The sequence below is a fragment of the Saccharopolyspora gregorii genome (assembly GCF_024734405.1).
GTDB lineage: Bacteria > Actinomycetota > Actinomycetes > Mycobacteriales > Pseudonocardiaceae > Saccharopolyspora_C > Saccharopolyspora_C gregorii.
In genome coordinates, this window is the sequence record NZ_CP059556.1 from 6,272,273 (window position 1) to 6,295,386 (window position 23,114).

Genomic DNA, 23,114 nt, shown 5'->3' on the forward strand with positions numbered 1-23,114 from the left:
CCCTGCCCTTGGGACACGCCGTTGAGTGCTGCCCCGGGAGAACACCCAGGGATGAGGGGGCAGGACATGGATCTCAAGCGGAGCGCGGCCCGGAGTGCGGCCGCGCTGATCGCGGCGGGCCTCGCAGGCTCGTTGCTGGCGGTACCGGCATCGGCCGAGAACACCGCGCCGGAGCTGGCGTGGGGGCCGTGCCCGGCGGACGTGGCGACCGACCCGCAGCCGGTGCAGTGCGCGGTCGTGCAGGTGCCGGTGGACTACTCCGACCCGGACGGCGCGCAGCTCGACCTCACGATCTCGCGGCTGGCCAGCCAGCACCCCGAGCGGCGGCGCGGGGTGCTGCTGCTCAACCCCGGCGGGCCGGGCGGCTCCGGGCTGTCCTTCGGCGCCGACCTGGCGAACCGGGGCCTGCCCGCGAGCGTGCTGGACGGCTACGACCTGATCGGGATGGACACCAGGGGAGTGGGCCACTCGTCCCCGGTGAGCTGCGGGTTCACCGACGAGCAGGCGCGCTACGGCAACATCCCGCCGTACGCGGTGGACGACGCCGCGGTCACCGAGCGAGCCGCGGAGGTGCGCACCATCGCCGAGCAGTGCGCCCAGCACGACGACGGACGGCTGAGCAGCCTGACCACCGCGAACATGGCGCGTGACCTGGACCGGATCCGGTCCGCGCTCGGCGAGGAGCAGGCGAGCTTCTACGGGGCGTCCTACGGTTCCGCGCTGGGTGCCGCGTACGCCTCGCTGTTCCCGGATCGGGCCGACCGGGTGGTGCTGGACAGCAACATCGGCGACACCGCGCTGGACCGGGACGGGATGCGCCGGTTCGCGCTCGGCGCCGAGCAGGCCTTCCCGGACTTCGCGGCGTGGGTCGCGGCGCGCAACGACTCCTACGGCCTCGGCGGCACCGAGGAGGAGGTGCGGCGCACCTACTTCGACCTGGCCGAACGCCTCGACGCGCACCCGGTCGCCGAGGTGGACGGGGCGCAGTTCCGGCTGGCCACCTTCGTCGCGATGTACGCCGAATCGAGCTACGGCCGGACCGCGCAGCTCTGGCAGTCGCTGCGCGACTCCGACGAGGACGCGGTGCGCGAGCAGCTCGCCGCCGCCGATCTCTCGCCCGCGGACAACGCGCTGTCCGTGTTCCTCGCGGTGACCTGCAACGACGTCGAATGGCCGGAGGACGTCGAGACCTACCGGCGCGGGGTGGCCGCGGACCGGGCGGAGTTCCCGCTGTTCGGCGCGGCCACCGCGAACGTGCTGCCCTGCGCGTTCTGGGCGCACGAGCCCGCCGAGCCGCGGGTGCCGGTCCTCGACGACGGGTCGGACGACGTGCTCATCGTGCAGAACTGGCGCGACCCGGTCACCCCGCACCGCGGCGGCGAGCTGCTCCGGGAGAAGTTCGGCGACCGCGCGCGGCTGGTCAGCGCCGACGAGGCCGGGCACGGCGCCTACGTGCTCGGCGGCAACGCCTGCGTGCTGGACGTGACCACCACGTTCCTGGTGGACGGGGAGCGCCCGGACCAGGACGTGTCCTGCCCGGCGTCCCGCTGATCGTCCCCGGTCCGGCGCGGGCGGGGTCGACCGCCCGGCCGGATCAGGCGGTGTTCAAGCGCTCCAGGCATTCCCTGGCCGCGTTGGACACCTGCTCGTCCGGGTGCTCGGCGGCGACGACGCCGAGCACCACGTCGGCCCGCGCGTCCCCGGCCCGGGCGATCTCGTCGAGCACCGCGAGCTGGTCCGGGGTGGGGCGGGTCCGGAAGTCGGCGAGGAACGCGGCCGAGTCCTCCCGCGCGGTGACGACCATCGCGTCCAGCGCGACGACCAGTTCGTCGCCGTCGCGCAGCTCGACGTCCCGCTCGGTCGGCCGCACCCGCAGCCACATCCGGGCGGCGGGTCCGCACACCGGGTCCTCGCGCAGGCCGCGCACCGCGGCCACGCCTTCGTCGCCGGTGTGCTCCAGCAGCCACAGCGCGCCGAGCCGCACCTCCGGGTCGTCGACGCGGCGCAGCAGGTCGGCGAGTTCCACGGCGGCCGCCGCCCGGCCGCGCACCCCGACCCAGCCCGCGACGACCTCGTCCACCACGTCCGCCGGGCCGCCCGGCAGCGCGAGCACCACCACCTCGGCGGGCAGCGCGATCGCCTCCTCCACCGTCGGGGCGACGAAGCCGTACCCGCGCAGCGAGCCGTGTGCGGCCCACACCCCCAGCGGCAGCAGTTCCACCACCGCGCGGTCCGCCGATCCGGGCGCGAACGCCTCGATGCGCTCCAGCAGTTCCGGCAGGTCGGTGCGGTAGCGGCGCAGCACGCCCAGCGCTTCCCAGAGCCGCAGCACCCGGTCCACCACCCGCGCCACCGCGGGCCGGGCATCGGCCCGGTCGGTGATCGCGTGCAGCACCAGGCCCACCACCTGCTCGACCGGCACCGCGCCGGTGTTGGTGTAGAGCGCGCTGAGCACGCCCTGCACCAGCTCCGGGAACGCGTCCTCGCCGTCGAGCAGCCCGTCCAGCAGCTCGGCGTCGTCCCCGGCCACCTCGTCGAGCAGCACGAACGACTGCCACAGCCGCGTCCACAGCACGCCCGGTTCGGCCAGCAGCGGGGTGCTGATCGCGCTGCGCACCACCCGGCCGTCGGTGATCCGCACCAGGTGCGCCCGGTCCGCCCACGCCGCGGTGGCCGGCGCCAGGTCCGGCTCGCAGTCCAGCTCCGCGGCCAGCTCCGTCCCGTCGCCGAGTTCGCGGCCGGTGCCGGTCCAGCGCAGCAACGCGGCCATCCGCGCGATGATCGGGGTGCCCGCCGCTTCGACGTCCGGCGTCGCACCATCCGGGATGCGCATCGGTGGTAGCCAGTGCACCGGGACGGGCAGCGGTTCCCGGTCGGCCCGTTCCTCGACGGCACGCAACACGGCCCGGTCCAGCTCGACCTCGCCGTCATCCACCGCGGCGACGAACCGGGCGAACTCGCCCTCCGCACCGAGGTCGACGCCGTGTTCCCGCGCGGCCAGCGACCAGAACTTCTCCGGCCCCCACTCGGCGGGCTCGGCCATCGCCGCGAGGAAGGCGGGCACGGCCTCGTCGATCGCCGCGTGCAGCGCGGGCACCGGGTCGCTGCCGGACATCAGCAGCCGTTCCCCGGCGAGGAAGTCGATCCAGTCGTGCAGCAGCGCGGGCACCGCCGCCCAGCGGGGCAGCACCAGGTGCCGGGGCACCACCTCGGTGAGCACCCGCACCAGGTCGGGCGCGGTCCAGCGGGCGAGCAGCCCGTCCCGCGCGCACTTGTCCCGCAGCAGCACGCCGAGCAGGTCCGGCGCGTCGGGCCGCGCGCCGAACCGCCCGGACAGCGCGGCGGCGGACGCGGCGAAGCCCTCCACCTCGCCGTGCAGGAAAACGGTGCGCATCGCTTCGCCCTTCGCCGCGGCCGGTACCGGATGTGATCGAGGGTAGGGAGCGGGCGTTGATCACTCCGGCAGCGCGTGCCCCGGCGTGTCGGCGCGACGCGCTCGGATCGGGCCCGCGGCGCGGTCGTCCGAGGTCACGGCGCTTCGGTGGCCGGCGAAAATCGATTGTTCACCCACCCGAGCCGCACTAGCGTTCGCCGCATGCGGATCCGGGAGTTCACCGAAGCCGACTGGCCCGAGGTGTGGCCGATCATCCGCGAGGTCGCGCGCGCGGGCGAGACGTTCTGCTACGAGCGGGACCTGACCGCCGAGCGGGCCCGCGAGCTGTGGCTGGAACGACCGCCCGGCCGCACCACCGTCGCCGAGGTCGACGGGCGGGTGCTGGGCACCGCGAAGATGGGGCCGAACCGGGCGGGCCCCGGTGCGCACGTGTCCACCGCGAGCTTCATGGTCGCCGCGGGGGTGCGCGGCCGCGGCGTCGGCGGCGGGCTGTGCGCGGACGCCCTGTCCTGGGCGCGGGGCGCCGGCTACGCGGCGATGCAGTTCAACGCGGTCGTCGAGTCGAACCGCTCGGCCGTCGCGCTCTACGAGCGGCTCGGCTTCACCGTGATCGGCACCGTGCCCGGCGCGTTCGAGCACCCGGAGCTGGGCCGGATCGGCCTGCACGTCATGCACTGCCCGTTCTGACCCCGGAGGTACGCGTGCCCACCGAACGCCCCGCCCCGCCGACGACCGGCCCGGAGCGACCGATGCTGCGCGCCTACCTGGACTTCCACCGAGCGACGCTGGAGCGGAAGTGCGACGGGCTCGGGGACGAGGACCTGCGCAGGCGCGCGTCCCCGCCGTCCGAGCTGAGCCTGCTGGGCCTGCTGCGACACCTGGCCGAGGTGGAGCGGGCCTGGTTCCGCCGCACCATCGCGGGCGAGGACGTCCCGCTGGTGTGGTCCGCGGACGGCGACTTCCAGGCCGCCTACGACCCGAGCGGGTGCACCGGGGCGGAGGCGTTCGCCGCGTGGCGCGCCGAGGTCGAGCACGCCCGCCGCGTCGAACGCGAAGCGGAGTCCCTCGACGTCGTGGCCCGCGACCCGCGCTCCGGCACCGAGGTCTCGCTGCGCCTAGTGCTGCTGCACCTGATCCACGAGTACGCCCGGAACAACGGCCACGCCGACCTCCTCCGCGAAGCGATCGACGGCACCACCGGCGCCTGAACCGGCTATTCGGGGGCCATGTCGACGAAGCGGCTGTAGTGCAGCTGGTGGGCGACGGTGATCGTGGCCTGGGGGCCGGCGCGGTGCTTGGCCAGGATCAGGTCGGCCTCGCCCATCCGGGGGTCGTCGCGTTCGAACGCGTCCGGCCGGTTGATCAGGATGACCATGTCCGCGTCCTGCTCCAGGGAACCGGATTCACGCAGGTCCGAGAGCTGCGGGCGCTTGTCGGTGCGCTGTTCGGGACCTCGGTTCAGCTGGGAGATCGCGACGACGGGGACTTCCAGCTCCTTGGCGAGCAGCTTGAGATTACGGGAGAACTCCGAGACCTCCTGCTGCCGGGATTCGACGCGCTTGCCGGAGGTCATCAGCTGCAGGTAGTCCACGACGACCAGCTGGATGTCGGCGCGCTGCTTGAGCCGCCGCGCCTTCGCGCGGATCTCCATCATGGTCAGGTTCGGCGAGTCGTCCACGTACAGCGGCGCCTCGCTGATCTCGCTCATCCGCCGCGCGAGCCGCGTCCAGTCGTCGTCGGTCATGCGGCCACCGCGCATGTCGCCGAGCCGGATGCGGGCCTCCGCGGACAGCATGCGCATCACGATCTCGGTCTTGCCCATCTCCAGGGAGAAGATGACGCTGGCCAGGCCGTGCTTGATCGACGCGGTGCGGGCGAAGTCCAGCCCGAGCGTGGAGTTGTGCGTGGGCACCATGCCGCGGCCCGCGAGGTACAGGTGGTCGGGGGCGTCGACCTCGACGCAGCGCACCGGCACGCTCGGCACCTCCCGGACGGCGACGATGCGGCGCGGCGGCTCGGCCCGGTCCTGCCGGGCCTCCTTGTGCTCGGCGTTCTTCGCGGGCAGCCGGAACACCTCGTCGGGACCGCTGTCGAACACGATCGCCACCCGGTCGAAGCCGCCGTGCGCGGAGTCCGCGATCCGGGTGCCGCAGGTGTAGCCGAGGCCGAGCAGCAGCTCCCGCACCCGCACCGAGAGCGGCTCGCTGATCTCCAGCCGCAGCCTGCCGTCGGCGTCGACGGAACCGGCGGCGTCGAGCAGTCCGGCCAGCAGCGCGCGGCGCTGATCCTCGCTGGCGCGCAGGTACGCGGACGGCAGGTCGTGGTCGTCCCAGGCGCCGAACCGGGCGAGCGCGGCGGGGATGTCCACGCCGAACTCGGGTTTCGGGGCGTCCTGCTCCGCGGCGCCCTCCTCTGCGGGGTACTCGACGACGGCGCCGACGGTGGTGACCTCGGCGTCCGCGGGTTCGGCGGCGTGCGCGAGCCCGGCCAGCTCCAGCAGTTCCGGTTCACCGCGCACCGCACCGGACTCGTCGCCCGCGGCGAGCCACACCCCGAGCGCGTACGGCGCCACCGGCAGCTCCCGCTGCGGCAGGCGCAATCCGGCGTGCGCGGGGAGTTCGTGGTCGGTGCCGGTGACGGCGAGCTCGGCGGTGGTGCGGACCTGCCCGTCGGAGAGCCGCCACTGGTGCTGGGCGTCGGCGACGAGGACGCCGCCGTCGGAGAACTCGACCTCGAAGCACGGGCGGTCGGTGAGCACCTCGGTCGCGCGCAGCACCCGGATGGGCCGCCCGGACAGGCCGATCAGCTCGTCGCCGACGGCGACCTCGCCCATCGTGGTCCAGCCACCGGGGGTGGGCAGCGGGGTGTCCAGCGCGAGCGCCTTGCCGACACCGGGCCGCGCCGCGACGATGATCATCTGCCCGCCGTGCAGCCCGTTGGTGACCTCGTCGAGGTCGACGAAGCCGGTGGGGATGCCTTGGGACTGGCCGCCGCGGGAGGCGATGGCGTCGATCTCGTCCATCGTCGGCTGCAGCAGGTCTTCCAGCGCCGCGTAGTCCTCGCTGGTGCGGCGCTCGGTGACGTCGTAGATGGCGGCCTGCGCGCGGTCCACGACCTCTTCGATCGCGGAGCCCTCGGCGCCGTGGTAGCCGAGCTGCACGATGCGGGTGCCCGCTTCGACCAGCCGCCGCAGCACGGCCTTCTCCGCGACGATCTCGGCGTAGTAGCCGGCGTTGGCGGCGGTGGGCACGCTGGCGATCAGCGTGTGCATGTAGGGGGCGCCGCCGATGCGTTGCAGCTCCTGGCGGCGTTCGAGTTCGGCGGAGACGGTGATCGCATCGGCGGGTTCGCCGCGGCCGTACAGGTCGAGGACGCAGTTGTAGATGGCCTGGTGCGCGGGCCGGTAGAAGTCGTTCGGGGTCAGCACCTCGACGACGTCGGCGATGGCGTCCTTGCTCAGCATCATGCCGCCGAGCACGGACTGCTCCGCGGCCAAGTCCTGCGGGGGCTGGCGTTCGAAGCCGGAGTCCCCGTTCGACGCGGGCTGTGCGCCTCGTTCGTCTGCCAACGCCACGGGTACCCGTCACCTCCGACACCGTCACCCGCCACCGCTGCGGGCGGCCTTACTGGTCGCGCGATCCACGACGGCGTCCCCGGTGCGGGAGCCGGCCGGCGCGCACCGGCCGATCACGATCCGTCACGCGCGGGCGCGTGGGGGAAGCTAGATCGCTCGCATGGACCAGGCAAACCGAGCTGTGGACAACTATCGGGACAACCTGTGGACAGCTGGGGACAAGTCGCGGATACCTGTGCACAACTCGGCGGAACCGATGGGGACAACCTGGGGACAACCAACCAAGATCATCCGAAAACCACAGGCCAGCCCTTGTGGACTGCTTGTGGAGAAATCTGTTGAAAACCCGCGGCGTGTCGCGGGGAAACTGCTCGTTCGGCGTGTCGGATTCGACGGCGCACGAACGAGTTCCGTGACCGTCAAGCGGACGAACGAGTGATCATCGCCGTCCGCCGCCGAACGGCGGAACCCGGCAGCGGCCGAGCGCCGCAGCACATGACCGGACGCATCGGCGGAAGCCCGGGAAGCCCGGACTCCCGCCGAACGAACGCGTACCGGGGGTCAGCTCGCGGCCGACACCTGGACGTTCACCGACGCCTTGACGTCGGGGTGCAGCCGGACGTCGACCCCGTGCTTGCCCAGGGCCTTGATGTGGCCGCGCAGGTCCACCGAGCGCTTGTCCAGGTTCGGGCCACCGGCCTTGCGCACCGCGGCCACGACATCGGCGGCGGTGATCGAACCGAACAGCTTGCCCTGACCCGAGACCTTGGCGGTCAGCGTGACCGGACCGAGGTCCTGCAGCTGGGCCTTCAGCTCCTGGGCGTGCTCCAGGTTGCGGACCCGGCGGGCCTCCTGGGTGCGGCGGATCGTCTCGATCTGCTTCTGCGCGCCCTTGGTGGCGACGATGGCCAGGCCGCGCGGCAGCAGCAGGTTGCGCGCGTAGCCGTCCTTGACCTCGACGATGTCACCCGACTCGCCCAGGCCGGTCACGTCAGCAGTCAGAATGATCTTCACGACGTGTCTCCTTCTAGCGTCTCTCACGAGACCGCGGACATCCGGGACCGCGCGCCGGAGCAGCGCGGGCCGGACGAGCGGTCTCGAATCAGCGGGCGGTCGAGGTGTAGGGCAGCAGCGCCATCTCGCGGGCGTTCTTCACCGCGATGGCGACGTCGCGCTGGTGCTGGCTGCAGTTGCCGGTCACCCGACGGGCGCGGATCTTGCCGCGGTCCGAGATGTACTTGCGCAGCAGCGTCGTGTCCTTGTAGTCGATGCTCTGCGCAGCGCGGTCCTTGCAGAACACGCAGACCTTCTTCTTAGGCTTGCGCACAGGCGCCTTGGCCATGGTCTTCCTCCTGGAAAGCTATTACGAGTCGAGTGAGCGCGCGGGCGTCAGAACGGCGGTTCGTCGCTGAACCCGCCGCCGGAAGAACCGGCGGGGGGAGCGGAACCCCACGGGTCGTCGGCAGGCGCGGACTGGCCGCCGCCACTACCGAAACCACCGCCGCCGCCACCGCGGCTGACCTTGTTCACCTTGGCGGTCGCGTACTTCAGGGAGGGCCCGATCTCGTCGACCTCGAGCTCGACGACGGTGCGCTTCTCGCCTTCCTTCGTCTCGAAGGAACGCTGGCGCAACCTGCCCTGCGCGATGACCCGCATGCCGCGGGTCAGCGTCTCGGCCACGTTCTCCGCGGCCTGGCGCCAGATGTTGCAGCGCAGGAACAGCGCCTCGCCGTCCTTCCACTCGCCGGACTGGCGGTCGAAGGTGCGGGGCGTCGAGGCGATCGTGAAGTTCGCCACGGCGGCACCGGAAGGTGTGAAGCGCAGCTCCGGGTCGGCGGTGAGGTTGCCGACCACCGTGATTACCGTTTCACCGGCCATCGCCTGGACTCCGTCCTTGACATGCGGGGTCTCTTGACATGCGGGTCACCTGAAGTGCGGTTCGCCGCCAACGGACCGGACGAGTCCGGTCGCGGTTGCTCAGGCCGAGGCCTCGGAGCGGTTGGCGTGCTTGGTCGCCTTCGCGGCCGCGCGGGCCACGCGGGCCTCCTTGCGCGGTTCGGCGACGCGCCGCTGCACCTTGGTGCGCAGGATCGTCTCGTTCAAGTTCAGCTGGCGGTCCAGCTCCTTGATCGAGGCGGGCTCGCTGTTGATGTCCACGACGACGTAGATGCCCTCGGCCTGCTTCTCGATCTCGAAGGCGAGCCGGCGACGGCCCCACACATCGAGCTTCTCGACGCTGCCACCGTCGTTGCGGATGACCTTGAGGAAGTTTTCCAGGGACTGAGGCACGGTGCGCTCGTCCAGGCTCGGGTCGAGGATGACCATGAGCTCGTAATGACGCATGAAGACCACTCACCTCCTGTGGACTCACGGCCACGGACTTTCCGTGGCAGGAGGGTCCTTCACGAACCCGGCAAGGCTAGCAACCAGGTCCGACAGGCCGGTGAGCCGGGTACCGCCGCGGTGGTCGCGCGGCGCGGACGATCAGGCGCGGCGCAGCACCCAGGTGCGGACCAGCGCCGCGGTGACCCCGGCCAGCGAGATCGCCGCGATGAGCACCGGCAGCGCCACCCGGTCGCCCTGGCTCATCGGCAGTGCTTCGGCCTTGCCCGCGGCCCGGACCTCCTCGCGGGCGGCCTGCTCGGCCCGCGCGCGCTCCTGGGCGGCGGCCTGTTCCCGCAGGTCGCCGATGTTCGGCGAGAAGCCGGGGGCGGCGCCGAACTGGGCCTGCGCCCACGGCGGCAGCTGCCCGGGGAGGCCGGGCGCGCCCGAGGCGTAGCCGGGTGGCGCGACGAGGACCGGCGCACCGGTCGAGTAGCCGGGCACGCCGGGGGCGGTGGTGCCGGGCGCCGGCTGCACGCCGGTGCTCGGCGGAGCGGGCGCCGTGTGGGACGGCGGCGCGGGCTGCTCGCTGGGTTCCGGTTCGGGCGCGGGCGGCGGCGGGGCCGGCTTCTCGTGCCCGGTGACGCTCGCGCCGAAGCAGCCGAGGGCGGCGAGGTTGCGGACGTGCTTGCTGACCTCGGCGCCGCGGCCCTGCAGCGCGGCCAGGCCGTCGATGCGCGGGGTGAACTCCTGGGCGAGTGCCTTTCCGGAGAACTTCTGCTTCTCCTCGGTGACCGTGCCCAGCGAGATCGCCCCGGTGTTCTTGAACTCCTGCACGGCCTGGTCGGCGATGTCGAAGCCGAACGGGAAGACCAGCAGCGTCCCCTGCCGCACCTTGGCGTCCAGCGCGTTCGGGGAGGCGAGGATGGCCTGGCCGTACTCGCTCGACTCGGTGGTGCCCGCGCACTTGTCGATGACGAGGGAGCCCGCGGCGCTCGCGGTGCCCGCGCCGAGGAGGCTGCTCGCGGTGACGAAGGCGCCGACGGTGCCCGCGGCCAGCACCCGGCCGAGCCCGGTGCGCCCCGCGCGGCGCAGCAACGGGTTCACCTGCGGCCGCGAGCCTTCGTCCGGACGCATGGCTTCGTCACTCATGGTTCCTCCCCGCTGCACGACCCCGTGATACCCGTTCACCGCTTCTCAGGAAAATAACGTGTCGGACCGGCAAGTGGTGACGGCCCGCACACGAAAACTTCGGCAAATCCGCATTGTGGGAAACCTGAACGATTGAGCACCCGTTCGCGTCACCGCTTCGGAGCAGCGGTGGACCGGGCGGCCGGGCCCCGGCGCGCGGCACGGGCCCACCGGCGGGTGGCTACCCTGCGGACATGCTCATCGGTGCTCATGTCCGGGACGACGATCCGATCACCGCGGCCCAGGAGCGGGGCGCGGACGTCGTGCAGTTCTTCCTGTCCGACCCGCAGGGCTGGAAGGCCCCGAAACCGCACCCGCAGGCCGCGGAGCTGCGCGACGGCGAGCTCGCGGTGTTCATCCACTCCCCGTACGTGATCAACGTGGCCTCGCTGAACAACCGCATCCGCATCCCGTCCCGCAAGGCCGTGGCGCAGCAGGCGAAGGCCGCCGCCGAGGTCGGCGCCCGCGGCCTCGTCGTGCACGGCGGGCACGTCACCAAGGACGACGACCCGGCCGAGGGCATCGCGAACTGGCGCAAGCTGTTCGAGCGCCAGGCCGACGAAGGCGGGTTCGCGGTACCGGTGCTGATCGAGAACACCGCGGGCGGGGCGAACGCGATGGCACGCCGCTTCGACGTGCTGGCCCGGTTGTGGGACGCGGTCGGCGAGTTCGGCGCCGGGTTCTGCCTGGACACCTGCCACGCGCACGCGGCGGGTGAAGAGCTGCCGGGCATCGCGGAGCGGGTCAAGGGCATCACCGGGCGGATCGACCTGGTGCACCTCAACGACTCCCGCGACGCGTTCGGCTCCTCCCGGGACCGGCACGCCAACATCGGCGCGGGCGAGATCGACCCGGACGTGCTGGTCGCGGTGTGCGAGACGGCGGACGCACCGGTCGTGGTGGAGACCCCCGGCGACGGGCAGGCCGCGGACATCGGCTTCCTGCGGGACAAGGTGCGGGGTTGATCCGGGCCTGCGGCTAGGGTCGGCGCCGACAGCCGTCGAAGGTGCGGGACGGGTGCCCGCCCGGCAGGGAGGACACCGATGCGCGAGCAGCTCGCGGGAACCCCGGCCGGCGCGGTTCCGGGCCGCGCGGGCCGGCGCCTCACCGCCGGAGCGCTCGCGCTGCTGTGCCTGCTCACCGCGCTGGCGCTGGCGGCGGGTTACGCGAACAAGGCGCGCTGCACCGGCCCCGAGTTCGACCAGTGGGGCCGGTCCGAACCGGCCTACCAGGAGCGGGCGTACTCCGAGGTCTGCTACTCGGACGTGCAGAACCTGTGGGTGGGCCGGGACATCGACCGGCACGTCTTCCCGTACGTGCACGGCGGCATCGACGAGGACGGATCGCTGCACGGCGGCGTCGTCGAGTACCCGGTGCTGTCCGGGCTGCTGATCTGGCTGGGCGCGTTGTCCGTGCACACCGACGCCGGGTTCCTCGCCGCATCGGCGCTGCTCATGGCACCGTTCGGGGTGGCGGTGGCGTGGTGGCTGGGCCGGTTGAGCGGGTACCGGGCGCTGCTGTGGGCGTTGGCCCCGCCGCTGGTGCTGTACGCCTTCCACAACTGGGACCTGCCGGTGGTGGCGTGCGCGGTGGCCGCGGTGTTCGTGGTGCACCGCGGTGGCGCGCCGCTGCGCACCCGGGCGGTGCAGGGCGCGGTGCTGCTCGGCGCGGGGTTCGCGTTCAAGATCTACCCCGGGTTGTTCGTGCTGCCGCTGGCGCTGCACGTGCTCACCGGTGGTCGCGGCGGCGCCGAGCTGCCCGCGGGGCGGCGGTTCGACGTGCGGGGCGCGCTGGCGGTGCTGGGTGCGGCGGCGGGCACGGTGGTGCTGGCGAACCTGCCGTTCGCACTGGCCGGGTTCGAGGGCTGGTGGGCGTCGTTCGAGTTCCAGTCCCAGCGGAAGGTGGACCTGAGCACGAACTCCGTCTGGTACTGGGGTTTCCGCGGGGTCGCCGACGCCGACGGGTTCCAGCAGGTGATGGGCGTGGTCTCGCCGGTGGCGGTGCTGCTGTCGTTCGCGGCCGCGTGCCTGGCGGGGGAGTGGCTGCGGCGGCGCACCGGCACCTACCCGTGGATCCAGGTGTCGGCGGCGGCGCTGTGCGGGTTCCTGCTGCTGCACAAGGTGCACTCGCCGCAGTACACCTTGTGGTTGCTGCCGTTCTTCGTGCTGCTGCGGGTGCGCTGGGGCTGGGTGGTGGCGTACCTGCTGGCCGACCTGGCGATGGGCATCAGCATCTTCCGCTGGATGGGCGAGGGCGGCGGCATCGGGGACGGGTTCACCGCGCAGGCGCTGATGATCGGCGTGTGGGGCCGCGCGGCGCTGCTGGTCGGCCTGTTCCCGGCGTTCCTCGGGTCGACGTCCACCGTGGACGAGGACGAGCAGGAGCCGCCCGAGTCCGATGTGGAGCGGACGGTTCAGCTCACCCGTTCTCCGCGCTGAACACCCGGCCCGACGGTCCGGGCCCAACCGCTGATCCGCCGCGCCGCACCTCGCGGCCACGGCACCACCACCCGGTCCGGGGCGCCGTCGAGGGATCCGCCCGCCGGGTCGTCCACCGCCGCGGGCCCGTGCGAACCCGCCGGGCCGAGCGCGCGGCGCACCCGGTCCGCTTCCGGGTGCAGCACCTCGTGCACGACCAGCGCGCACAGCGCGATCACCAGCACGTCGCGGATCAGCACGGCGCCCAGGAACCAGCCCTCCGGCAACCCCTTGTTGTCGGTGCCCAGGTAGTAGTACATCCGCGGCGCCCACATCGCGGCGTCCGCGACCATCCAGGTCAGCAGCCACCGCCAGCGCGGCACGGCCAGCACCGCCAGCGGAACCAGCCACAGCGAGTACTGCGGACTCCACACCTTGTTGGTCAGCAGGAACGCGGCGACCACCAGGAAGCACAGCTGCACCAGCCGGGGCCGCACCGGCGCGGCCAGCGCCAGCCAGCCGATCCCGGCGCAGGCCAGCGCGAACAGCCCCAGCGCCACCGCGTTGAGCACCACCGGTGCCTGCCCGGCGGCGAGCGGCCCGTCGAACCCGGCCCAGCCGGTGAAGTGGGCGAGCGCGTTGTACAGCGAATCCGGGTCGGCCGCGCGCGAGGTGTTGAGCCGGTAGAACTCGCCCCAGCCCACCGGGTACAGCAGCAGGATCGGCAGGTTCACCACCAGCCAGGCCGCCGCGGCTCCGGCGAGCGCGCGCCCGCCGTCGCGCGATCGGCCCGCGCGCAGGCACAGCACCAGCAGCGGGCCGAGCAGCAGCAGCGGGTACAGCTTCGCCGCGCCGCCCAGCCCGATCAGCACCCCGGCCAGCCACGGTCGTCGCTTCGCCCAGGCGAGCAGCCCGGTGGTGGCCAGCGCGGCGCTCAGCGCGTCGAAGTTGGTGAAGGCGTGCACGAACACCAGCGGGCTCAGCGCGACGAGCGCAGCGTCCCAGGTGCGGCGCGCGGCGAGCCGCATCGCCGCCCACACCACGACGAGCCAGGCCGCGGTCAGCCAGAACGCGGTGACGTTGAAGTACAGGACGGTGATCATCGCCGCGGGCAGCCAGCCCAGCGCGGACAGCGTCGACCAGCCGTCGGTGATCTTCGCGTTGATCCACTGGAAGACCCCGGTGACCACCGGGTACTCCATGTAGTGCTGCTGTTCCGGCGGAGTCCCGGGCGCGGCCGTCCACGGCGTCTTGTACGGGAACACCCCGTCGGGGGCGAGGTCGCCCATGCCGAAGCGGGGGATGATGTCGGAGTAGCACATCGCCGTGTACTGCCGGTTCGCCCGCCAGTCCAGCTGGGTGCCCGCCGAGGTGTCGTAGGTCTGCAGGCAGGGCGCCTTGAACAGCCAGGCCGCGGCGAGCGTGATCATCGCCAGCAGCAGCAGGACGCGCAGCGGCGTCCAGAACCACTGCCTGCCCACCTGCGCGTGCCGCCCCAGCGGGCCGCCGAACGGCCGGGAGGCCGCCGCGGCGACGGGTTCGGTCCAGGTCGGCACGACCCGGTCCGCCGCGTCCAGCGAGTCGCCGTCCACTGCCGCGCTCACCTTGTCGGGCTCCTCGGGCTCGGTGCCGGCGTGCTCGGGCTTCGTGGACACGCCCGGATGCTACGGCGTGCGGACGGGTCTCCCACGCCCGCACCGGGCGGCGTCGCGCGCCGCCCGGTGCGGGCCGGGATCATTCGCCGTCGCGTCCGCGGGTCGGACCGACGGCGTGGCCGCCGGGCCCGTCATCGTCGTCGTCACCGTGCCCCGGCGGGCAGCCGAACAGACCGCATTCGTCGGACGGGTCGGAGCCCTCGGACTCGCTCTCCGACGTCTCGCTCTCGCTGGTGGTCGTCTCCTCCGACGTGGGAGGCGGCGGCTCCGAGGTCGGCGGCGGCGGCGGTTCCTCGCTCGTCGTCGTCGGCTGCGGCGGGAGCTTCTGCTCGAACTGGCCGATCGGGCTGGCCTTCGGGAACTGCTCCACCGGCAGGTTCTTGTGGTACTCGTTCATGAATTCCTGCCAGATGTCACCGGGCAGGCCGCTGCCGTAGATGATCTTCCCGTTGGCCTGCTCCACCGGCACCGGCTTGCCGTCCTCGTCGGCGAGCATGCCGACCGCGGTGGACAGCTGCGGCGTGGCACCGATCATCCAGGCGTTCTGGTTCTTCTCGGTGTCGAAGTACTGGTGGGTACCGGTCTTCGCCGCCACCGGCCGGTTGCCGTCCAGCGGCAGCTTCGAGTGCTCGGCAACCCCGATCATCGACTGGATGAGGTTCGCCGCGAGGTTCTTGCTCTCCGACGCGCTGTCGGAGAACGCCGGCTTGGACGGCTCCGGCGCGAACTCCTCGGTCTTCACCGCGTTCTGGATCTTCGACACGAACTGCGGGTGGACCTGCTTGCCCTCGTTCGCGAAGGTCGCGTACGAGGCCGCCATGTCGATCGCCCGCACCGGGTAGGCGCCCAGCGCGATACCGGCGTCGACGCCGCCGTCCTCGTTCTGGAGGGTCGGCTCGCCGTTGTACTCCGCGGGGATGCCCGCCTGGATCGCGGCATCCCGCACCGCCGGGGTGCGGAACTTCGCGGCCATGTTCACGAACACGGTGTTCACCGACTTGTTCATGGCCTCGCGGACACCGCAGTGCTTCGGGTCGTCGCACACCGAGCCCGGCGCGTTGCCGAACGTGGTGCCCAGGATCTCCTGGTGGTCGCTGCCGTCGTAGTACTCGCCGATGCCGTAGTCCTTCTCCAGACCGGCCATCACCACGAACGGCTTGAACGACGAACCCGGCGGCTGCGGCGAGGCGGCGTAGTCGAAGTACACCTGGTCACCGCCGCCGTAGTAGGCCCGGACCCCACCGGTCTTCGGATCGACCGCGACCAGCGAGGTGCGCAGGTTCTGCGGCTGGCCCTGCGTCACCTTCCGGACCGCGTCCTCGGCCATCCGCTGCGCGTTCGGGTCGATCGTCGTGGTGATCGTGTAGCCGCCGAGGGTCAGCGCCTGCTCGCTGTAGCCCTCGCGCTCCAGCTCGGCCAGCACCTGCTTGCGGATGTGCAGCTGGGAGGAGTTGCCCTCCGACTTGCTCTTCCACGCCTCTCGCTCCCGGGTCTCGGGCAGCGCCATGCTCGCGCGGACGTCCTGGCTGATGAAGCCGTTCTTCAGCATCTGGCCGGCCACGTACTCCCAGCGCCACTGCCCCTGCTCCGGGTCGACCCGGGGGTCGTTGGCGGTGGGGCGCTGCACCATGCCGGCCAGGACCGCGGCCTCGCTCGGGTCCAGGTCCTTCGGCAGCTTGCCGAAGTAGGCCTCCGCCGCGGTGTGGATGCCGTAGGCGCCGCGGCCGTAGTACGCGGTGTTCAGGTAGGCCTTGAGGATGTCGTCCTTCGACTGCTGGTTGGTCACCTTGTAGGCGACCACGACTTCCTTGACCTTCCGGGTGATCGAGTACTCGTCCTGGTCCAGCGCCAGCTTCACGTACTGCTGGGTCAGCGTGGAACCGCCACCGGCGCCACCGCCGATCTGGTTGTACACCGCGACCAGGATGCCGCGGATGGAGAAGCCCGGGTTGGTGTAGAAGGACGCGTCCTCCGCGGCGACCGTGGCGTCGAGCATCGGCTTCGAGACCTCGGCCCGCAGGTCCCGGATCATCGTCTTGGAACCCGCCTCGGGGACGATGCGGGTCATCTCCTGGCCGTCGGCGTAGTTGACGACGATCGTCTGCTCGGTGCGGCTGGCGATCTCCTCGGGGTTCGGGACCTCCCACATGGTGTAGCCCCACGCGAACGTCCCGATGCCCAGCAGCAGCATCGCCGCGGCCGCCACGTAGCAGGTGCGGCGGATGCGCCGCCAGATCTTCTTCCGCTTGGCCTTGCGGGCGCTCACCTCGTCGTCCGGGTCGAGCAGCTCGTCGTCGGGGCCGAACCCGTCGTCGCCATGTCCGCGATCCCCGTACCGGTCGTCGTACCCGTCGTCGTAGTCGTCGTCGTAGCGACCGTCGTCGGAGTACGCGTCGTTCGTCGAGTAGTAGTCGTACGAGCTCTGCGTGGCCTCGTGGGTGAGCAGCTGCGGTTCGCGCGGCGAGTCACCGCTCGCGCCACTGGCACCCGCCGCACCCGCGGCTCCGGCACCTGCCGCTCCTGCGGCTCCGGCACCCGCCGCGCCACCGCCCGCCGCGGCGGCCGCACCGCCGAGCGCGGCCGCACCGGCCACGCCGCCGACGACGCCACCGGCCACGGCACCACCGCGACCGCGACCCTGGTCCTTGCCGTCCCCGGGGGTCTGCGGGATGTTCTCGGTCGGCCGCTCAGCGGGCGGCACCGCGCCAGGCGCGGGCCTGCCACCGGGCTGGGGGACCTGCCGGGTGCTCTGGCCACCGGGCGGCGGCGGAGGCACCTGGCGGGTGGGCTGCTGGCCGGGACGCTGCGGCGGCCTGAACTGCTGGGTGCTCTGCTCGTCCGGAGTCGCGGGGCCGCCCTGCTGCGCGGCTCCCTGCTGGCCCGGTCCCTGCTGGCCCGGTCCCTGCTGGCCCGCTCCCTGCTGGCCGGGGCCGGGCTGGCGCTGGGTGCGCTGGTCCGCCGCGGGCGGCGGTGCCTGGGTGAACGAGGTCGGCAGGTCGAGCTTGCGACCGCCGCCGGAGTCGGCGGCGCGCTTCCCGGTCGGGGCGTCGTCCTCGTCGTCGAACGACGGCACCCACGCACCGGTCTTCTCGGAGGGCGCCTCGGCGTCCTGGTCCGCGCCGCGCGGCTGCTGGCCGTCGCCCGGCCAGTTCGGCTGGTCGCCGCCCTGCCGCGGACGACCCGGCGGCTGCTGCTGGCGCGTCCCCTCCCCAGGCCACGGTCCCGCGCCCTGACCCGGTCCGGGCGGCGGCCCGGCGGCGCGCTGCTGGCCCGGACCTTGCTGGCCGGGACCCTGCTGGCCCGGGTTCTGCGGCGGCGGGTTCTGCGGGGCGCCCGGCGGCGGACCCGGCGGGCGCTGCTGCGCACCGGGACGCTGCCCGGCGGGCGGCTGGTTCGCGGGGTTCGGCGGTCCGGCAGGCCGACCACCCGGCGGGGTGCCGCCCGGAGGCGGGGGGCCCTGCGGACGCGGACCCTGCTGCCGGGACGAGGGGGGCGTGGCCCGGTCGTCGGGGGAACCGGGATTGCGACCTTCGGGCTGCCGGGAGTGGCGGCCACGAGCTGGGTCGTCACGCTCGTCGTTCACGAGTTGGCCTCCAGGACAGGCGTCGTGCGACGCCAGGTGATGCATTCACGTCGGGGTGACCCCGCTTCGCGCGGGGCGGTGCTGCTCGTTCTCACGGCCGGTTCACTCGGCCGCAGTCTTGCGCCGGGGGCGGCGGTTGTTCAAGTCACCGGTCCCGAGGACGTACGACTGCACCAGGTGGTTCCAACTGCACGTCCGACAGACTTCGACGACGTGCACGGTGAATTCCGCGAACAAGGCCGCCAACCGTTCCAGCTCATCGGGACCGCGAGCCGATCCCGATGCGTGCTTGAGTTCCTCGCCGAAGATCCACGAGACCAGCGTGAGCGGCTCCTTCCGGCACACCGGGCAGGTCACTTCGCTGGGCTCGCCGTGGTACTTCGCCGCCCGCAACAGGTACGGGTTCGCGTCGCAGACCTCCATCACCCCGACTCGGCCAGAGTGGACCTGCGCGAGCAGCGACCTGCGCTGCAACGCGTAATCCACCACTTGCCGTTGGGTCCGCACGAGGAACAGGGTACGTGTCCGATGCCGGTGCTCCATGCGCCGTTAGGGGCAGCGACCGCTTCCGCCGCGTGACCTGCGGTGTCGTGAGCAGCGCGGTTGGTCTCGACCTGCGAGGACCGGGGAAGCGCCGAAGATATACTCCTTTCTCGGGCAAGTACGGCTGGGGACGGCTCGAGCGCGGGAGGTGCGGATGCGCGAACTCGCCATGCCCGGCTTCCCGCAGCGCACCCGGTGCACCGGGCCCGAACTGCGGCGACTCCCCTCCGGCGACCGAGGTGGCCGAGGATCTCGCTGCGGGATGTTCTACCGGACGGCCGCCGCGCGCCCGCACCCCGGGTTGATCTTGAAACCCGGAGGCGCCGATGGTCCCGGTACCGGACGGGCCGCTCGTCCCCCGCTCGCCGGACCGCACCGCCGGAACGTGATCGGTCCCACGGAGCCGATCGGACGATTCGGGCGCCGCGCGGCGGATCCGCCCGATCCGCGGGAACAGCGCGGCCTCCCCGGCGGTTGTCGGGGAGGGCACCGGTGCGCGTTCCGGGAGTCGCGGGTGGCGGGAACCCGCGGCGACCGATCGGCACCGGTCGTCGGCTTGCCCAGGCGGGGGACGCCGCCGCGTCCCCGCCACGACCCGCGCGCATCGTCCGCGCGACGGGCCACTTCCAGACCACGGCCCGGCCGGGCCTGATCCGGCCGATCCGGCTGCTCGCGCGACCCCGGGACCTCCGGGGCACCGGCGAGCGGGGAGAAGGACAACACATGACCTACAAGGAGGACCCTGCCATGAGCACAGACCGCCGCGAGGGCGCGGTTCGAGTGGCGATCGCCGGCGTGGGCAACTGCGCGGCATCGCTGGTGCAGGGCGTCCAGTACTACGCCGACGCCGACCCGGACACCCGGGTCCCCGGCCTGATGCACGTCCAGTTCGGCGAGTACCACGTGCGCGACGTGCAGTTCGTGGCCGCGTTCGACGTGGATGCCAAGAAGGTCGGCAGGGATCTCTCCGAGGCCATCGTGGCCAGCGAGAACAACACCATCAAGATCGCCGACGTCCCGCCGCTGGGCGTTTCCGTGCAGCGGGGCCGCACCCTCGACGGGCTCGGCCGCTTCTACCGCGAGACGATCGAGGAGTCCGACGAGGCGCCGGTCGACGTGGCGCAGGCGCTGCGCGACGCCGAGGTCGACGTGCTGGTCTCCTACCTGCCGGTGGGTTCCGACGACGCGGGCAAGTTCTACGCGCAGGCCGCGCTCGACGCCGGGGTGGCGTTCGTGAACGCGCTGCCCGTGTTCATCGCCTCCGACCCGGAGTGGGCCGCGAAGTTCACCGAGGCCGGCGTGCCGATCGTCGGCGACGACATCAAGTCGCAGGTCGGCGCCACCATCACGCACCGCGTGCTGACGAAGCTGTTCGAGGACCGCGGCGTGCACGTGGACCGCACGATGCAGCTCAACGTCGGCGGCAACATGGACTTCCTGAACATGAAGGAGCTCGAGCGGCTCGAGTCGAAGAAGAAGTCCAAGACCCAGTCGGTGACCTCGCAGGTCCAGCGCGACCTGGGCAAGCGCAACGTGCACATCGGTCCCTCGGACTACGTGCCGTGGCTGGACGACCGCAAGTGGGCCTACATCCGGCTGGAGGGGCGCGCGTTCGGCGACGTGCCGCTGAACCTGGAGTACAAGCTGGAGGTGTGGGACTCGCCGAACTCGGCGGGGATCATCATCGACGCGCTGCGCGCCGCCAAGATCGCGAAGGACCGCGGCATCGGCGGACCGATCCTGTCCGCGTCCTCGTACTTCATGAAGTCGCCGCCGGAGCAGTACTCGGACTCGGAGGCCTACCAGGCCGTCGAGGACTTCATCTCGGGCGACGTCGAACGCTGATGCGCCGTCCCCGCCAGGCCTCGGCCCGGCGGGGACGTTCAGTGCTGGAGCTGCTGCTCGGCGCGGGAGAGCACCGCGTGCGCGGTGGCGTTGCCGTTGGTGGTCACCCAGGAGACCCGCAGGTTCGGCCGGACCCGGGTGGGGCCGATCCGCATCGGCCAGCTGGCCATCCGGCGGGCCTGCTGGGCGATGGCCTCGCCGTTGCCGTTGGGGTGGTCGGCGACCAGCGCGAACTCGTCGCCGCCGTACCGGGCGACGGTGTGCTCGTCGGACATGCCCTGCCGCAGCCGGCCCGCGAGGGTGCCGAGCAGCTCGTCGCCCCGGGCGAAGCCGTGCTCGGTGTTGAACGCGGCCAGCCGGTGCACGTCGAGCAGGACCAGCGTGGTGAGCATGCCGCGGGTGCGGGCGCGCACCAGGGACTGCTCCAGGCGGTCCAGCAGCAGCGCCCGGCCGGGGAGCCCGGTGAGCGGGTCGAGCAGGCCGCGGCTGTGCCCGACGTCGGTCTGCACGGCCTGCAGCAGGATCAGCACCCGGCGCTTCCCCTGCGCGCGCACCGCGTGGTAGTCCGCCCACAGCCGGGTGGGGTGGCCACCGCGCTCGACGACCATCGGGGTGGACAGCGGCGAGCCGGCGCGCAGCACCTGCCCGGCGAGCTCGGACCAGTCCGGCATCGCGGCACCGGTGTCGTCGCGCACCTTCCAGCCGCTGGGTCGCGCACCGGTGAGCAGATCGGACTTCGTCAGCTGCATGAGGTCCGCGGCGACGTCGTTGGTGGCGAGCACCTGGCCGCGCTCGTCCGTGAGCAGCACGCCCACGGTCAGTCCGGTGATCAGTTCGTCCCAGATCGGCGGCAGCTGGGATGGCGCGGTCACGTCGAGGACACTCATTCGGCCCCTCCTCCCCACCAAACGGAGCAGTCCACTGGACTCTCCTCTGCGGAGAGGTCTGAATTCAAGAGCATCACTACCACCCGTAATGGTGGTATTTACCGAGCGCGAATAACGCTGCGTCAGCAACTACCCGGGTCAAGCCCGAAGCGCCACCCGATGCGGGAAACGAGACGTCCATAAGGCGGATGATCTTCGACTGCGGTGCGCCCTCCGAGCCGCTCCGGTTCCGCCGGGCTCCGGCCCGATCAACGCCTGCCTCTACGCTGGGTCCCGGCCGCCTGAGATCGGCGGCACCCCCGCATCGATGACCAGGACGGTGACCCTCGTGGCGGTGAGCGGACCGGATGACGCGACGCGACGACCCTTCGGCGAGGTGATGCGCGACCTCGCCAGGGAGAACCGCAGGCTGCTGATCGCCATCGGCGTCGCCGAACTGCTCGCCGTGCTGCTGGTCTCCACGATCAGCCCGCACGACCACATCGACGGCGAGGTCTACCGGCTCGGCGCCCGCGCCTGGCTCCAGGGCAAGGACATGTACGGCCCGCTGCCCGCGACCGAGTCCGGGCTGAAGCTGCCGTTCATCTACCCGCCGTTCGCGGCGATCCTGTTCGCGCCGCTCGGGCTGGTCTCCAAGATGGCGGCCGTGTCGATCATCATGCTGGTGTCGCACCTGGCACTGCTGGTGACGCTGTACCTGGTGCTCAGCGCCTCCACCTTCCTGCGCGGGCAGCGGGACCGGGTCGTGCTGTGGACCGGCGTGGTGCTGCCGCTGGCGACGCTGTCCGAACCGGTGCTGGAGACGCTGACCTACGCGCAGATCAACCTGGTGCTGATGGCGCTGGTCGCGGTGGACTGCCTGTGGCGCACCGGGCCGGGGCAGAAGGTGCCGTACCCGCGCGGGCTGCTGATCGGCATCGCCGCCGGGATCAAGCTCACCCCGGCCGCGTTCCTGCTGTTCTTCCTGCTGCGCAAGGACTTCAAGCCGATCGCGATGGCGGCGCTCGGCTTCGCCGGGACCGCCCTCATCGGACTCGTGCTCGCCTTCGAAGGCACGAAGAAGTACTGGACGCAGGAGGTGATGGCCACCGGCAACGTGTCCTTCGGCCCCACCTTCACCGGCAACGCCTCGGTGTACGCGGGCAACCAGTCGCTGCGCTCGGCGCTGACGAAGCTCGGCGTCGGGAACGTGACGATGGTGCTCGTCGTGGTGACGCTGCTGGTGCTGGCGCTGGCCGTCGCGGGCATGCTGCACGCGCTGCGGCAGCGGGACCTGCCGATGGCGGTGACGCTCAACGGGCTGCTGTCGCTGCTGATCTCGCCGATCTCCTGGTCGCACCACTGGGTGTGGGCGATCCCGGCGGTGGTGCTGCTGGCGGGAGCCGCGGTGCGCCGCTCCGACTGGGGGCTGCTGATGATCGCCGGGCTGGCGGCGTCGCTGTGCACGCTCGGGCCGATGTGGAAGGTGCCGCAGGGCAAGGGCCGGGAACTGCACTGGAACCCGCTGGAGCACCTCGTCGGCAACGCGTACGTGTACCTGGGGCTGGCGCTGCTGGCCTACTACGCCTACGGCTTGTGGCGCTCCCAACGGCTCGGGAGGCGGACCGCGGAACCCGACGAACCGCAGATCTCCTCCACCCCCGCCTGACCTGCCCGCCCGCCGCGCGCGGGCACCCCGGAACGCGGAACGGCCGCCGGACCCA

General features: G+C 72.2%; 18 protein-coding genes. 7 read left to right on the forward strand and 11 right to left on the reverse strand.

Features of this window, described 5'->3' with window-relative positions; genetic code table 11:
• Positions 1–66 precede the first annotated feature (66 nt).
• The gene (locus tag H1226_RS27730; RefSeq protein WP_258344409.1) at positions 67–1,551 is read left to right on the forward strand and encodes an alpha/beta hydrolase; all 1,485 of its coding nucleotides are present in this window, start codon (positions 67–69) and stop codon (positions 1,549–1,551) included.
• Between the two features lie 43 nt (positions 1,552–1,594).
• Here H1226_RS27730 and H1226_RS27735 read toward each other — a convergent pair whose 3' ends face one another.
• The gene (locus H1226_RS27735) at positions 1,595–3,394 is read right to left on the reverse strand and encodes a hypothetical protein (RefSeq protein WP_258344411.1); all 1,800 of its coding nucleotides are present in this window, start codon (positions 3,392–3,394) and stop codon (positions 1,595–1,597) included.
• A 201-nt stretch (positions 3,395–3,595) separates the two neighbouring features.
• Here H1226_RS27735 and H1226_RS27740 point away from each other — a divergent pair, with 201 nt between their 5' ends.
• Positions 3,596–4,081 carry a GNAT family N-acetyltransferase gene (locus tag H1226_RS27740; protein WP_258344413.1) on the forward strand — a complete coding sequence of 162 codons (486 nt, stop codon included), beginning with the start codon at positions 3,596–3,598 and terminating at the stop codon, positions 4,079–4,081.
• Positions 4,082–4,095: 14 nt separating this feature from the next.
• A complete protein-coding gene (locus H1226_RS27745; RefSeq protein ID WP_258344414.1) occupies positions 4,096–4,602 on the forward strand; it encodes a DinB family protein in 507 nt (168 codons plus the stop codon).
• A 5-nt stretch (positions 4,603–4,607) separates the two neighbouring features.
• Here H1226_RS27745 and dnaB read toward each other — a convergent pair whose 3' ends face one another.
• The 6 genes from dnaB to H1226_RS27775 all read right to left on the reverse strand — a co-directional run bounded on the left by dnaB (position 4,608) and on the right by H1226_RS27775 (position 10,442).
• A complete protein-coding gene (gene dnaB / locus H1226_RS27750; protein WP_258344416.1) occupies positions 4,608–6,968 on the reverse strand; it encodes a replicative DNA helicase in 2,361 nt (786 codons plus the stop codon).
• Between the two features lie 561 nt (positions 6,969–7,529).
• Positions 7,530–7,982: a 50S ribosomal protein L9 gene (gene rplI / locus H1226_RS27755; RefSeq protein WP_225044829.1), complete on the reverse strand. Its 453-nt coding sequence runs from the start codon at positions 7,980–7,982 to the stop codon at positions 7,530–7,532.
• An 88-nt stretch (positions 7,983–8,070) separates the two neighbouring features.
• The gene (rpsR, locus tag H1226_RS27760) at positions 8,071–8,310 is read right to left on the reverse strand and encodes a 30S ribosomal protein S18 (protein ID WP_184484100.1); all 240 of its coding nucleotides are present in this window, start codon (positions 8,308–8,310) and stop codon (positions 8,071–8,073) included.
• 47 nt (positions 8,311–8,357) lie between these two features.
• On the reverse strand, positions 8,358–8,846 hold the full coding sequence (locus H1226_RS27765; protein ID WP_258344426.1) for a single-stranded DNA-binding protein: 489 nt from the start codon (positions 8,844–8,846) through the stop codon (positions 8,358–8,360).
• A 99-nt stretch (positions 8,847–8,945) separates the two neighbouring features.
• Positions 8,946–9,311, reverse strand: coding sequence for a 30S ribosomal protein S6 (gene rpsF, locus H1226_RS27770; protein ID WP_224962174.1), 366 nt, complete (start codon positions 9,309–9,311; stop codon positions 8,946–8,948).
• 141 nt (positions 9,312–9,452) lie between these two features.
• The gene (locus H1226_RS27775; RefSeq protein WP_258344427.1) at positions 9,453–10,442 is read right to left on the reverse strand and encodes a hypothetical protein; all 990 of its coding nucleotides are present in this window, start codon (positions 10,440–10,442) and stop codon (positions 9,453–9,455) included.
• 233 nt (positions 10,443–10,675) lie between these two features.
• Between H1226_RS27775 and H1226_RS27780 the strand changes: the two genes are divergently transcribed.
• A complete protein-coding gene (locus H1226_RS27780) occupies positions 10,676–11,446 on the forward strand; it encodes a deoxyribonuclease IV (RefSeq protein ID WP_258344429.1) in 771 nt (256 codons plus the stop codon).
• A gap of 78 nt (positions 11,447–11,524) precedes the next feature.
• Positions 11,525–12,919 (forward strand): glycosyltransferase family 87 protein, encoded by a 1,395-nt coding sequence (locus tag H1226_RS27785; RefSeq protein ID WP_258344431.1) that lies wholly within the window; start codon positions 11,525–11,527, stop codon positions 12,917–12,919.
• Here the strand turns inward: H1226_RS27785 and H1226_RS27790 are convergent.
• The 3 genes from H1226_RS27790 to H1226_RS27800 form a co-directional block, all read right to left on the reverse strand.
• A complete protein-coding gene (locus tag H1226_RS27790) occupies positions 12,895–14,553 on the reverse strand; it encodes a glycosyltransferase family 87 protein (protein ID WP_373689997.1) in 1,659 nt (552 codons plus the stop codon). The two genes, H1226_RS27785 and H1226_RS27790, sit on opposite strands and share 25 nt — an antisense overlap.
• A 79-nt stretch (positions 14,554–14,632) precedes the next feature.
• Positions 14,633–18,136 carry a transglycosylase domain-containing protein gene (locus H1226_RS27795; RefSeq protein WP_258344434.1) on the reverse strand — a complete coding sequence of 1,168 codons (3,504 nt, stop codon included), beginning with the start codon at positions 18,134–18,136 and terminating at the stop codon, positions 14,633–14,635.
• Between the two features lie 102 nt (positions 18,137–18,238).
• On the reverse strand, positions 18,239–18,643 hold the full coding sequence (locus H1226_RS27800; protein WP_224957087.1) for a DUF5318 domain-containing protein: 405 nt from the start codon (positions 18,641–18,643) through the stop codon (positions 18,239–18,241).
• A gap of 783 nt (positions 18,644–19,426) precedes the next feature.
• Between H1226_RS27800 and H1226_RS27805 the strand changes: the two genes are divergently transcribed.
• Positions 19,427–20,524 (forward strand): inositol-3-phosphate synthase, encoded by a 1,098-nt coding sequence (locus H1226_RS27805; protein ID WP_258344443.1) that lies wholly within the window; start codon positions 19,427–19,429, stop codon positions 20,522–20,524.
• Positions 20,525–20,562: 38 nt separating this feature from the next.
• Here H1226_RS27805 and H1226_RS27810 read toward each other — a convergent pair whose 3' ends face one another.
• Positions 20,563–21,411, reverse strand: a complete 849-nt coding sequence (locus H1226_RS27810) for a GGDEF domain-containing protein (RefSeq protein WP_258344445.1) — start codon at positions 21,409–21,411, stop codon at positions 20,563–20,565.
• Positions 21,412–21,745: 334 nt separating this feature from the next.
• On the opposite strand from H1226_RS27810, the gene H1226_RS27815 reads away from it, so the two are divergent.
• Positions 21,746–23,059 carry a glycosyltransferase 87 family protein gene (locus tag H1226_RS27815; RefSeq protein WP_258344446.1) on the forward strand — a complete coding sequence of 438 codons (1,314 nt, stop codon included), beginning with the start codon at positions 21,746–21,748 and terminating at the stop codon, positions 23,057–23,059.
• The last annotated feature ends 55 nt before the right edge of the window (positions 23,060–23,114 follow it).